The organism is Kitasatospora sp. NPDC032150 (genome assembly GCF_055579945.1).
This window is the reverse complement of record NZ_JBVIMH010000048.1, coordinates 1-12758: the sequence shown is the minus strand read 5'-3', so window position 1 is coordinate 12758 and position 12758 is coordinate 1. Positions and strand designations below refer to the sequence as shown.

Annotated in this window: 12 protein-coding genes; 6 read left to right on the top strand and 6 right to left on the bottom strand. The window is 72.0% G+C overall.

The annotated features are described in order from the left end of the window. Window positions 1–39: 39 nt before the first annotated feature. Entirely contained in the window at window positions 40–645 is a 606-nt protein-coding gene (locus ACZ5ON_RS33175; protein ID WP_465600506.1) for a response regulator, read from the bottom strand. A 313-nt stretch (window positions 646–958) separates the two neighbouring features. On the opposite strand from ACZ5ON_RS33175, the gene ACZ5ON_RS33170 reads away from it, so the two are divergent. The 6 genes from ACZ5ON_RS33170 to ACZ5ON_RS33145 all read left to right on the top strand — a co-directional run bounded on the left by ACZ5ON_RS33170 (window position 959) and on the right by ACZ5ON_RS33145 (window position 6741). Continuing rightward, complete coding sequence (locus ACZ5ON_RS33170) at window positions 959–1780, top strand: SDR family NAD(P)-dependent oxidoreductase (RefSeq protein ID WP_465600504.1); 822 nt, start codon at window positions 959–961, stop codon at window positions 1778–1780. A gap of 371 nt (window positions 1781–2151) precedes the next feature. After that, window positions 2152–2679 carry an Ig-like domain-containing protein gene (locus ACZ5ON_RS33165; protein ID WP_465600501.1) on the top strand — a complete coding sequence of 176 codons (528 nt, stop codon included), beginning with the start codon at window positions 2152–2154 and terminating at the stop codon, window positions 2677–2679. Between the two features lie 234 nt (window positions 2680–2913). Then, window positions 2914–3807 (top strand): endonuclease III, encoded by an 894-nt coding sequence (nth, locus tag ACZ5ON_RS33160; protein ID WP_465600497.1) that lies wholly within the window; start codon window positions 2914–2916, stop codon window positions 3805–3807. Further along, window positions 3804–4517 (top strand): NUDIX hydrolase, encoded by a 714-nt coding sequence (locus ACZ5ON_RS33155; RefSeq protein WP_465600494.1) that lies wholly within the window; start codon window positions 3804–3806, stop codon window positions 4515–4517. Before nth ends, ACZ5ON_RS33155 begins: the two co-directional genes overlap by 4 nt. Before the next feature lie 192 nt (window positions 4518–4709). Next, window positions 4710–5894 carry a MarP family serine protease gene (locus ACZ5ON_RS33150; RefSeq protein WP_465600492.1) on the top strand — a complete coding sequence of 395 codons (1185 nt, stop codon included), beginning with the start codon at window positions 4710–4712 and terminating at the stop codon, window positions 5892–5894. Window positions 5895–6039: 145 nt separating this feature from the next. Further along, entirely contained in the window at window positions 6040–6741 is a 702-nt protein-coding gene (locus ACZ5ON_RS33145; protein ID WP_427395574.1) for a metal-dependent hydrolase, read from the top strand. 346 nt (window positions 6742–7087) lie between these two features. Here ACZ5ON_RS33145 and ACZ5ON_RS33140 read toward each other — a convergent pair whose 3' ends face one another. From ACZ5ON_RS33140 to ACZ5ON_RS33120, 5 genes are all read right to left on the bottom strand, one after another. Then, window positions 7088–8047, bottom strand: coding sequence for an alpha/beta fold hydrolase (locus ACZ5ON_RS33140; RefSeq protein WP_465600489.1), 960 nt, complete (start codon window positions 8045–8047; stop codon window positions 7088–7090). A gap of 126 nt (window positions 8048–8173) precedes the next feature. Then, window positions 8174–8650 carry a phage holin family protein gene (locus tag ACZ5ON_RS33135; RefSeq protein ID WP_465600487.1) on the bottom strand — a complete coding sequence of 159 codons (477 nt, stop codon included), beginning with the start codon at window positions 8648–8650 and terminating at the stop codon, window positions 8174–8176. Window positions 8651–8788: 138 nt separating this feature from the next. Beyond that, window positions 8789–10084 carry a Na+/H+ antiporter NhaA gene (gene nhaA, locus ACZ5ON_RS33130; RefSeq protein ID WP_465600485.1) on the bottom strand — a complete coding sequence of 432 codons (1296 nt, stop codon included), beginning with the start codon at window positions 10082–10084 and terminating at the stop codon, window positions 8789–8791. A gap of 260 nt (window positions 10085–10344) precedes the next feature. Further along, window positions 10345–10995: a response regulator transcription factor gene (locus ACZ5ON_RS33125; protein WP_465600483.1), complete on the bottom strand. Its 651-nt coding sequence runs from the start codon at window positions 10993–10995 to the stop codon at window positions 10345–10347. A gap of 47 nt (window positions 10996–11042) precedes the next feature. Next, window positions 11043–12365, bottom strand: coding sequence for a sensor histidine kinase (locus ACZ5ON_RS33120; protein WP_465600481.1), 1323 nt, complete (start codon window positions 12363–12365; stop codon window positions 11043–11045). Window positions 12366–12758: the final 393 nt, after the last annotated feature.

The window sequence follows — 12758 nt, the reverse complement described above, 5'->3', positions numbered from 1 at the left end:
GCGGCGGGCCCCCGCGGGGGGCGGCACACACGGCGGAGCTCACCGCGGCGGAGCGACCAGCCCCGTCTCGTAGGCGATGATGACGAGCTGGACCCGGTCGCGGGCGTCGAGCTTGGCGAGCAGTCGGGTCACGTACGTCTTCACGGTGGCCACGCTGATCACCAGCTCGCCGGCGATCTCCGCGTTGGACAGGCCGCGTCCGACCAGGGTCAACACCTCGCGTTCCCGGTCGGTGAGACCGTCCACCGGTTTCCGTCCCCGGGCGGGGGCGGGGGCGGGGCGCTCGGCGAACTCCGCGATCAGACGGCGCGTCACGCTCGGCGCGATCAGGGCGTCCCCGGCGGCGACCACGCGGATCGCGGCGAGGATGTCGTCCAGCGCCATGTCCTTGACCAGGAAGCCGGACGCGCCCGCGCGCAGCGCGGCGTAGACGTAGTCGTCGTCATCGAAGGTGGTCAGCACCAGGACGTGCGCCGCACCGGGGCCGGCGGTGATCAGTCGGGTGGCCTCGATCCCGTCCATGCCGGGCATCCGGATGTCCATCACCACCACGTCGGGGCTCAGTTCCTCGGCCAGCCGGACCGCCTCGATGCCGTTGCCGGCCTGCCCGGCCACCTCCAGGTCGTCGGCGTCGGTGATGACCATCTGGAGCCGGGCAACCCGTCCTCTCCGAGATGAGGAATCCACTGTTCTGGGGCGGCGCCGCCGACGTCGTTGTCGTGCACCGCCACCTGTGCCCGTACGGGGAGTTCCAGTGCGGGCGTGCGGACCGCGTCCACCGGGCCGCGGTCGGCCAGCAGCGGCGGGTGCCCCTCGTGCACCAGGTCGCGGAGCTCGTTCAACGCCTTGACCGAGTTGTCCTCGGCCCCCTCCGGGCCGGGCCCGGGACGACCCGCCGAACCGCGCCTGACATATGATCACGCGCACTGTGGACAACCGTTCGGGAGGCTGAACCGCCATGGTGGACCAGCGAGTTATCGTCGTCACCGGGGGCGGTACGGGCATCGGCGCCGCGACCGCCCGGCTGCTGCGCGAATCCGGACACCACGTGGTCGTCTCCGGCCGGCGCCCCGAACCGCTGCGCCGCCTCGCCGAGGAGACCGGCGCCCTCGATCACCCCGCCGACATCGGCGACCCCGACGCGGTGCGTGGCCTGGTGGGGGCGACCCTGGCCGCGTACGGCCGGCTCGACGGGCTGGTGCTCAACGCGGGCGTCGGGCGCGGCGGAGGCGTCGGGGACCTGTCGATCGAGGACTGGGAGACCGTGATGCGGACCAACGTCACAGGCCCCTTCCTGCTCCAACGCGCCGCGCTGCCGCACCTGTTGGAGGCGCGTGGCTCGGTGGTCGCGGTCGCCTCGGTCTCCGCACTGCGGAGCGGGGTCGGCAACGCCGCGTACGCGACGTCCAAGGCCGCCCTGCTCCAGCTCTGCCGCTCCCTGGCCGTCGACTACGGCCGGTACGGGCTGCGGGCCAACACCGTGTGCCCCAGCTGGGTGCGGACCGACATGGCCGACCGGCGGATGGCTCGCTTCGTCGACGAGGCCGGCCTGGGCGAGGGTGGCACCGAGGCGGCGTACCGGGAGGCGACCCGGCTCATCCCCGCCGGCCGCCCCGGTGAGCCGCAGGAGGTCGCGGAGGCCATCGCCTGGCTGCTCTCGCCCGCCGCGTCCTTCGTCAACGGCGCGGTGCTCACGGTCGACGGCGGTGTGACGGCCGTCGACCCGGGGACCGTCCCGTTCGACTTCCACGTCGAGCCGCGCGGCTCCACCGTGCCGTAGGTGGTGAGTTCGGCCCGGCCAGGCTCAACTCCGGTGCATTCGCGCCCGGTTGGGTGGGTTCTCCGCTGTCCACGGAGCCTCTCCGTCAGGACGGCCGCCGCAGTTCCCGGGGTCCGCCTTCCCGGCCTCGCCACCGCAGGCGGGCCCGGGGTCGCCCTCATGTCACCCCACCATGTCACCCCACCCGGAACTCGCGGGCGTCGGACGGGCGGTGGGCGCAGAGCGCGACGGGTCGCCGCCGTGCGGGTTCGCCGCACGCGACCGTGACTCACGGTAATCGTTGCACATGCGCAGCGCAGTGACTCGTGCCACGCTGACTCCGGGTCGGCGCGATCGGCGCGACCCACCGTCTGAATTCACAGGAGTCCTTGATGACGCAGCCCATTGCGCCGCCGCAGCCGCAGCCCTACTACTATCAGCCGCAGCAGCCTCAGCCCCAGCCCCAGCCGTACTACTACCAGCCGCAGCCCGGGTACTACTACCAGCCGCAGCCCGGCTACTTCAACACCACGCAGCCGCAGCCCGGTTACTACAACGCGCCGCAGCCGTACCCGCCGCAGCCGAACGGGGAGAAGGAGTACCCGCAGCTCACGGCGGACGACATCAAGGGCACGGTCGCAGGTCAGGCCAGGGGCACGCTCAGGGCGACGCTTCTCGACGCCGACGGTACGCCGATCAAGGGCGCGCCTATCACGTTCAGCATGGCCGGCGGTGGCCGGGTGATGGGTACGGTGGCGACCGGCGCCGACGGCGTCGCGATGCTCAACAGCGGATCCAACATCCTCGATCCCATCCTGTGGGCCCAAGGGCTCGGGTCCGGCTACACGGCCCACTTCGCGGGCAACAAGCAGTACATGCCCGCCACGGCCAGTGCCTCGATCAACCCCGCCATCGCCTGAGGCCGGTCCCACTCGGCCATCCGGAATGCCGATCCCCTTCCCGCAGTAGCCGCGCCGCGTCAACTCCGCGGCCCTCTGCCCCGTGCCGCGCTGACACCCGGTCGGCGCGACACGGGGCGTGCTCGTTCAACTCTCTTGAGGGCTACGGCCCTCACCCTTGCCGCACGGATCGGGAAGCGCCGGATGCGGCGGGATCCGCTGCCCGCCGCGACATCGGCGGCGTAGCCTTCCTGCATGGCAGAGAGCAAGGTCCCGAAGGCCAGGCAGTCGGCGAAGCCCCGGAAGCCGGAGTCGCGGCTGGCGATGGTGCGCCGCGCCCGGAAGATCAACCGCGTGCTGGCGGAGCTGTATCCGTACGCGCATCCGGAGCTGGACTTCGAAACGCCGTTCGAGCTGCTGGTGGCAGTGGTGCTGTCGGCGCAGACGACCGACCTGCGGGTGAACCAGACGACGCCGGCGCTGTTCGCCGAGTACCCGACGCCGGAGGAGATGGCGGCGGCGAACCCGGAGGAGCTGGAGGAGATCATCCGGCCGACGGGGTTCTTCCGGAACAAGGCGAAGGCGCTGATCGGCCTGTCGATCAAGCTGCGGGACGACTTCGGCGGCGAGGTGCCCAAGACCTTGGAGGAGATGCTCACCCTGCCCGGCGTGGGCCGCAAGACCGCCAACGTCGTCCTCGGCAACGCAACGGATCCCCGGACGGGAGAGCCCTTCGGGGTGCCCGGGATCACCGTGGACACCCACTTCGGTCGGCTCGCCCGGCGGTTCGGCTGGACGGCCGAGGAGGACCCGGAGAAGGTCGAGGCGGCGGTCGCCGAGATTTTCCCGAAGTCCGAGTGGACGATGCTCTCGCACCGCGTGGTCTTCCACGGCCGCCGGATCTGCCACGCCCGCAAGCCGGCCTGCGGCGCCTGCCCGCTCGCCCCGCTCTGCCCGTCGTACGGCGTGGGGGAGACCGACCCGGAGAAGGCGCGGAAGCTGCTGAAGTACGAGATGGGTGGTCAGCCCGGGCAGCGGCTCAAGCCGCCGGCCGACTATCCGGGCCGGGCGGCCTCCGCCGCAACGAACGGCGTGGCAACCGCGTCTACCGAGGGAGACGGTACGGCGACGACGGAGGGTGCCGCGTGACGGACGTGACCGGGGTTGTGGAGCGGGACGGACTGCCGGAGTGGCTGCTGCCGGTGCGCGAGGCCGCGGAGACGGTGCGGCCCGAGGAACTGAGCAGGTTCCTGCCGCCGGCCGAGGGCGGTCGGCGTTCCGCGGTGCTGATGCTCTTCGGCGACGGCCCGTCGGGGCCCGACCTGCTGCTGATCGAGCGGGCCCGCAGCTTGCGCTCGCACGCCGGCCAGCCGTCGTTCCCGGGCGGTGCGCTGGACCCGGTGGACGGCGACCCGGACGGCGCCGGGCCGGTGGCCGCCGCACTGCGCGAGGCCCAGGAGGAGACGGGCCTGGACCCGTCGGGCGTGCAGGTGTTCGCGATCCTGCCCGCGCTCTACATCCCGGTCAGCGGCTTCGTGGTGACCCCGGTGCTCGGCTGGTGGCGCCGGGAGACGCCGGTCGCGCCGGTGGACCCGGCCGAGACCGGTGCGGTGTTCCGGGTGCCGATCGCCGACCTGGCCGACCCGGTGAACCGGGCCCGGCTGAGGCACCCCTCGGGCCACCTCGGCCCGGCCTTCCAGGTCGCGGGACGGCTGGTCTGGGGTTTCACGGCCGGGGTGATCGACCGTGTGCTGCACTACGGCGGACTGGAGCGTCCATGGGACACCACCCGTACCCTCACCCTCTCCGACGAGGCGGCCGGTCTCGCCCTCCGCAGCGCCGGCGGCCCGAACCGCTGACGCCGGCGGACTCCGCCCTCACGCCTCCGCTCCCGGCCGCCGGCCGGGCCGTACGCACCGGCGGGCCGGGCCCGCGGCCGGCCCGCCCGTGAAGCCGCGACCGGCTCCCGTGGCGCGCCCCGGCCCGTGCGCCACGGCCGCGACGACCGGGGCCGCCGCCCTCCGGGTGGGTGCACGTGGGAGGGTATCGGGGTGAATGTCCTGGATCTGCTGCTGATCACCGCCGCGCTTGGCTTCGCCGTGTCGGGGTACCGGCAGGGCTTCGTGGTGGGCGTGCTCTCCGTCGTGGGCTTCCTGGGCGGTGGCCTGATCGCGGTGCAACTGCTGCCCCTGCTGCTGCGCCACCTCAGCCCGGGCGGCACGGCCTCGGTGGTCGCGGTGCTGGTGGTGATCGTCTTCGCGGCGGTCGGCCAGGCCGTGACCACGCACTTCGGCTGGAAGCTGCGCGGCCACATCGGCCGCCGCCAGGCCAGAACCGTCGACGCGTTCGGCGGCTCGGTGGTCAACGTGGTGTCGATGCTGCTGGTGGCCTGGTTGATCGGCTCCGCGCTGGCCGGCACCTCGCTGCCCACCATCTCCAAGCAGGTGCGCACCTCCAAGGTGCTCGGCGGGGTGCAGAGCACGCTGCCGTCCGACGCACCGAACTGGTTCTCCGACTTCACCAAGGTGCTGGCCCGCAACGGCTTCCCGCAGGTGTTCAATCCCTTCGAGCACGAGCCGATCACCGAGGTGGAGGAGCCCGACCCGTCGCTGGCGGACAGCGAAGCGGTGGCGATGGCCCGGAAGAGCCTGGTCAAGGTGGTCGGGACGGCCACCTCCTGCGGCAAGACCCTGGAGGGCAGCGGGTTCGTCTTCGCCCCGCACCGGGTGATGACCAACGCCCACGTGGTCGGCGGCGTCAACGAGCCCACCGTACAGATCGGCGGCACGGGACAGCTGTACGACGCCACGGTGGTCCGCTACGACTGGCAGCGGGACATCGCCGTCCTGGACGTCCCGAAGCTGAACGCCCCCGCGCTGCCGTTCGCCGGCGAGGCCAGGACCAACGACAGCGCCATCGTCGCCGGGTTCCCCGAGAACGGTGGCTTCAACGTCCAGCCCGCCCGGATCCGCGGCCGTATCCAGGCCAACGGCCCGGACATCTACCACCGGGGCCAGGTGGTCCGGGACGTCTACTCGATCCGCTCCCTGGTCCGCCAGGGCAACAGCGGCGGCCCGCTGCTCAGCCCGGAGGGGCAGGTGTACGGGGTGGTCTTCGCCAAGTCCCTGGACAGTTCGGACACGGGGTACGTGCTGACCGCCGACGAGGTCCGCCGGGACGCCGCACTCGGAACCGAGGCCACCGACCGGGCGGACACCGAGGGCTGCGCACTCTGACCGCCCGCGCCGACCTCCACTGACGCACCGCCGGGTCAAGGATCCGGCGGTGCGTCAGTTGCTCCTGGTAGCGTCGGCCGCGCTCACCCGTTCGGCTCAACCGAGCAGTACCGGAACGGGGCCGACGGGAGGTCAGAAGAACGTCATGATGGGTCACTCGCACGCGGTAAGCGGCGCAATGCTGTACGCGGTCTCCGCGCCGTTCCTGCCCCCGCTGCTCCTGGGCACCCACCTGAGGCCGGCGGACATACTGATGGGGACGGTGCTCTGCGCGGGCGCCGCACTGCTGCCCGACCTGGACCACCACGACGGCACCATCGCCAACTTCCTGGGCCCGGTCTCCAAGGCGCTCTGCCGGTTCGTCTCCTGGGCCTCCGGCGGCCACCGGCACGCCACGCACTCGCTGCTGTTCGTCGCGCTGATGGGTGGCGGCACCTGGGCGGGCGTGACCTTCGGCGGCCGCTGGTTCACCATCGGCTTCTCGTTCTTCCTGCTGGCCATGGCGCTCAAGGCGCTCAACGCCCATGCGCCCGGCCACGGCCACCACACCTGGCTGACGGTGGTCGGACTCGCCGTGCTGGGCACGGCGGTCATGGACCGTTTCATGCCGGACGCCCCCGGCTGGCTGCCGTACGCGGTGGCCCTGGGCACGGTGGCGCACCTGCTGGGCGACTGCCTCACCAAGATGGGTGCGCCGCTGCTGTGGCCGCACAAGGAGCGCTACGAGATCGTCCTGATCAAGCGCACCGGCAACAAGATGGAGACCAACATCCTGGTCCCGATCATGAGTGCGGTGACCTTCGTGATGCTGGGGTTCGCCTGCCTGGGGCCCACCGTCGTCAACTGACCGGGATCAGCGGATAGCAGGGGCGTGCTCCAGGCCGGGGCGCGCCCCTCAGCCGTCGCGCCGCAGGCGCGCGCTCACCCAGCGGGCGCGTCGCCCCAGGATGCGCGGGATGCCCATCCGGTGTGCACCCGGTCGTCGTGGCCGCCCATCGCCGCCGAACGGCCATTCGGGCTGCTGAACGAGGTGCTGCGAGCTGCTGCGGTTTCGGCGCGGCGAGGCGTAGCGATCGGGCATCCAGGTCATACCGGATGGATGCCCGTCGGCCGAGGGGGGTAACCGCATGAGGGCGGTCCATTTGTCCTATGCAATTGTCATATGATCATCCGTCAATTTGGCGAGTGATCCGCTATGCCTTGTGCTCCCGCACCCAGTTGATCAGCTCGGTCGAGAACTGCTCCGGCGCCTCCTCGTGCGGGAAGTGCCCGATCTCCGGCAGCAGTCGCCAGCGGTACGGCGCCTCGACGTGGTCGCCCGCGCCGAGCGCCGTGTGCGAGAGCACCACGGGGTCGGCGGCACCCTGGACGTGCAGGGTGGGCGCGGTGATCGGCTTCTTCATCCGCCGGGCGAACTGGATGCCGTCCGGTCGGGCCATCGAACGCAGCAGCCAGCGGTACGGCTCGATCGAGCAGTGCGCGGTGCTGGGGATCTGGATGGCCTGCCGGTACGCCCGGACGGCGTCGGCCGGCAGCCGGTTCGGGCCGCTCCAGGCGTCCAGGTACTCGGCGACCAGGGCGCCGTCGTCCGCGACCAGCCGGCGCTCCGGTATCCACGGCCGCTGGAAGCCGAGGACGTGGTCGAAGGCGGCCATCTGCCTGCGGTCGGTCAGCAGGGCCCGGCGCAAACGGCGCGGGTGCGCGGCGGAGACCACGGTCAGGCTCTGGATCACCGAGGGGCGCATCACGGCCGCCACCCAGGCCAGCGAACCGCCGCTGCCATGGCCGACCAGGTGGGCCCGCCGCTCACCGAGCGAGCGGATCACGCCGGTGATGTCGAGCGCCAAGTTGCCGGGGTCGTAGCCGCGTGGGGTGCGGTCGCTGCCGCCCACGCCGCGCAGGTCGAGGGCGACCGCCCGGAAACCGGCCTCGGCGAGGGCAGTGAGCTGGTGCCGCCAGGCCCACCAGTACTCGGGCCAGCCGTGCACCAGCAGGACCAGCGGGCCGTCGCCCACCTCCGCGATGTGGAAGCGGGCACCGTTGGCCGCCAGGTCGCGGTGCGTCCAGGGACCGTCCGAGCGGACGGTCCAGGCGGTCTCGGCGGGCCCGGGGTCGGAGGCCGGGGCGGGCACGGGCTTCTGGTCCAACGGCATACCGAGAGCCTGTCATACCTTGGCGCCGAACACGTCCCCGGCACTCGCCCGCCTCCCACGGCGCCGAACACGTCCCCGGCACTCGTCCGGCCTCCCTCGGCGCCGGCGGGCGGCCGGAGACGGCTGCTACGGGATGCGGCCCAGCGCCCGGTCGATCTCCTCCTTGGTGGCCGGGCGCGGGCGGGCGTGCTTCAGGACGTCCGCGGTCGCCTGGGCACCCTCGAAGGTGCGGTGGGGCTTCTCGATCTTCTTGAACGAACGCAGCGCCAGCAGTCCGAGCACGGCCGCGAGCACCAGGTAGGCACCACCGACGATCAGGAACGACCAGCCGAGCGTCAGCCCCAGCGCGTGCAGACCGTACGCGGCGGCGAAGCTCAGCATCGGGATGGCGGCCAGCGCCACCACGCCCGCGACGCTCAGTGAGACGCCACCGGAGACGCCGCGCTTGACGTCCTGCCGGATCTCCGCCTTGGCGAGCGCGATCTCGTCGTGCAGCAGGGCGGACAGATCGGCGGTGGCCGCAGCGAAGAGCTGGCCCACCGAACGCTCGCCCTCGTAGGGCACCCGGCCGTCGCTGGACGGGTCTGCGGTTCCTGAGGGCATCAGCTGTTCTCCTTCAACGCGGTCAACTCGGTCAGCACGGTCAACACGGTCTGCTCGACTGCTCAGAATCATGCCCCTACCGGTCAGTCAGGCACCACTCCGGGGGCCTCTCCCGGGCGATGTGTCACCGCGGCCGAGTCATCCGACCTGGCGCTGGTAGACGTCCGGGATGCCGTCGCCGTCCGAGTCGCGGTCCTCCTCCTCGCACAGCTGCCGGTAGTGCCGGTTGCGCAGCTTGAGCAGCACGGTGGCGACCAGCGCGCAGAGCACCGAGCCGACCAGGACGGCGGACTTGGCACGGTCGGCGAGGGCGCCGTCGTGCGGGAAGGCCAGCTCGCTGATCAGCAGCGAGACGGTGAAGCCGATGCCCGCGAGCGTGGCGACCGCGAACAGGTCCGCCCAGCTGAGCTGCGGGTTGAGTTCGGCCCGGGTGAACCTGGCGGCAAGCCAGGCGCCGCCGAAGATGCCGACCGTCTTGCCGACCAGCAGGCCGAGGATGATGCCGAGCGGCGTCGCCTGGGTGAAGACCTGGAACAGCGTGGTGGCCGAGATGGTCGTCCCGGCCGCGAGCAGTGCGAAGAGCGGCACCGCGACGCCGGCGGAGAGCGGGCGCACCAAGTGCTCGATGCGCTCGCCGGGGGAGTGCTTCTCGTCGCCCTCGGTGTGGCAGCGCAGGATCAGGCCCATGGCGACACCGGCCACCGTGGCGTGGATCCCGCTCTCGTGCATCAGCGCCCAGATCACCAGGGCCAGCGGCACGTACAGGTACCAGCCGTGGACGCCGCGCCGGTGCAGGAACCAGAACAGCACCAGGCCGGCGAAGGCGAGCCCGAGTGCCCAGAACCTGATGCCGGAGCTGTAGAAGATCGCGATGATCAGGATGGCGATCAGGTCGTCCACGACCGCGAGGGTGAGCATGAACGCCCGTAGCGCCGAGGGCAGGTGACTGCCCGCCACTGCGAGCACGCCCAGGGCGAAGGCGATGTCGGTGGCGGTTGGGATGGCCCAGCCGGCGGGATGGCCGCCCGGGCCGCTGTTGGCGACGGTGAACACGATCGCCGGCAGTGCGACGCCGGAGGCCGCGGCGATCACCGGCAGGGCGGCGGCGCTGGGGCTGCGCAGCTCGCCGGCCACGAACTCGCGCTTGAGCTCGATCCCGGCGACGAAGAAGAAGACGGTCAGCAGCCCGTCCTTGGCCCAGTTCTCCAGGCTCAGGTTCAGGTGGAGCGGGCCCGGCGGGCCTATCGTCCGGCTCAGGACGCTCTCGTACCCGTGCGGCCAGACGTTCGCCCAGGCGAGGGCGATCACGGCGGCGGCGAGGAGCAGGATGCCGCCGACGGTCTCGGTGCGCAGTGCGTCGGTGATGTACCGGCGTTCGGGAAGCGGGAGCAGGCCGAGGAACTGGCGACGATCGGTGGACGGCGGCGTGGCCACGGGGGACCTCCAGTCGGGGACGGCAGCTGGATGCACCAGTGGTGCGGTGCCGACCAGACTTCCCGGCGCGCCTCAGAGATCTTGTTGCGTTTTTGACAGTCTACTGGGAACGGTGGCGCGATTTCCGTCTTGTCGTATTTTATTCCTTATGTCCGCCTCTGTCGGGGCATGCCGAGCCGGGTGTCTGGCGGTAGGCGGTCCCAGGCGCCGAGGTGGCTCTTGGCGGCGGCCTGGGCCCTACGGGCGGCCGCAGGGCACGTTCAGGCCCCGAGGTGGCGCAGCACGGCCAGTACCCGGCGGTGATCGGCGGCGGAGACGGGCAGGTCCAGCTTCAGGAAGATGTTCGCCACGTGCTTCTCGATCGCCCGCTCGGTCACCACCAGCCGGTCGGCGATGGCCCCGTTGGACCGTCCCTCCGCCATCAGGCCGAGCACCTCGCGCTCGCGCGGGCTGAGCGCGTCCACCGACCGGCGGCTCGGGCTCGCGCCGACCAGCTGGGTCACCACCTCGGGGTCCAGCGCCGTACCGCCGCGCGCCACCCGCTCCAGCGCGTCCACGAAGTCCTGGGCGTCCAGCACGCGCTCCTTGAGCAGGTAGCCGACCCCGGTCGAGCCGGCGGCCAGCAGCCGGGTCGCGTACTCCGCCTCCACATACTGGGAGAAGATCAGCACTGCTAGTCCGGGCTGGGCGGCCCGGAGCTCGATCACCGCGCGCAGGCCCTCGTCGGTGTGGGTGGGCGGCATCCGGATGTCGGAGACGATGACGTCGGGCCGGTGCTCGGCCGCCGCCGCCTTCAGCTGCTCGCCGTCGGCGACGGCGGCCACCACCTCGTGGCCCTCGTCCTCCAGCAACTGCACCAGACCGACCCGCAGGATCGCCGTGTCCTCGGCCACTACAACTCGCACGGTCATCCCCCTGTTGATTCCTCGGACCGCCGGCGCGCTTGGCCGCGCCGCCGTCACAGTCTGCCCGGGAGATCGACGGTCACCGTGGTCGGCCCACCGGGCGGACTGTCCACCGTCAGGACACCGTCCGCGGTGCGTACCCGCTCGGCCAGCCCGCGCAGCCCGCTTCCCGCGCCGTCCAGCCGGGCGCCGCCCCGGCCGTCGTCCGTGACCAGCAGCCGCAGACCGTCCCCGTGCTGCAGCACCGAGACCGCCAGCCGTCCGGCGCCGCTGTGCTTGCCCGCGTTGGCCAGTAGTTCGGCGGCGGCGAAGTAGAGCATCGTCTCGACCGGAGCGGCCGGACGCCCGGGTGTCTCGACCCTCACCGCGGTCGGGATGGCCGACCGCGCCGCCAGGGTGGTGAGCGCGGGCCCGAGACCGGAGTCGAGTGCGGGTGGGTGGATGCCGCGGACCAGTTCGCGCAGCTCCTGAATGATCTCCTTGGTCTCCTGTCGGGACTCCTTGAGCAGTTCCTGCGCCTTCACGGTGTCCCCCTTGGCGAGCCGGCTCTCCGCCCGCCCGAGCCGCATCCCGAGCGCCACCAGCCTGGCCTGCGCGCCGTCATGCAGATCGCGTTCGATCCGGCGCAGTGTGGCAGCCGCCTCGTTGATCGCGTGCTCGCGGGTCTCGAGCAGCTGGGCCAGCCGGAGCGAGGTCGCGGACGGCCCCAGCAGCCGGGGGAGCAGCCACCGGTCCAGCGCCAGTGGCCCGCGGGCCAGCCAGGGCGCGATCAGCAGGAGCAGCAGGCCGACCGCGCTGACCAGCAGAGCGCGTTGCCAGGTGTCGAAGTGGAACCCGTTCACCTCGAAACCGACTTCGTGCCTGACCCCGTGCGCGTCCGTCTCCCGTATCGGCTCCACCAGCCGCAGCACCGGGTAGCAGAGGAACAGCACCCCGTACGCCCACCAGCCGAAGCCGAGCGCGAACTGCACCAGCCCCAGCGGCACTCGCAGGGACAGATACGCCACCGACCGCCAGGCCGCGGGGTCGCCGAGGTGGTGCCCGAGGAAGCCGGAGAGGCCGGGCGCGCGGCGCGGCCGGTGCGGGGCCGGGATCTCCAACTCCAGTAGCAGACGGGCCAGTAGTCGGTGCAGAGCGCCGAACCAGCGGTCCAGGCCGAGGAAGAGGGCCAGCACCGGTGAGACCAGCAAACCAGCCGAGAGGACGCCGAACACGACCGTCAGCACCACCGCGACCAGGCCGAGCAGCGCCAGCGGCAGACTCAGCAGCGAGTACAGCACCCCGCGCCAGGACCGTGCGGTGAACGGCTCCCGCAGGATCCGGCGGATCACCGTCCGGTCGGGCGGTCGCTGACCTGTGTGCTCGCTCGTCTTCATCGGGCCCATGATGGCGTCACGGGTTCGACCTTGGGGCATCGGTTGCGACGGCGCACCCGACGGCGGCTCAGCCGCGCAGATCGCGGTCTGCGGCCGGAGTTGTGGTGTTGGTTCAGCTGCCGGGCTGAGGCTGGTTTGGGATCAGCACTGGTGCCCGGCCGGGCGGGCGGTGAGGTGGAGCCCGGTGGAGGTGCCCGAACGGCACCCCCACCGGCTGCGGCTCGTCAGCGTCGGCTCTCACCGGCCACGGCTCTCACCGGCCGGGCCGACGTCAGCCGCGGCTCAGCTCTCGCCGTCCGTGTTGCCGGACGGCAGCTGGGACTGGATCAGGTTCATCACCGAGGAGTCGGCGAGGGTGGTGGTGTCGCCGACCTCGCGGCCCTCGGCGATGTC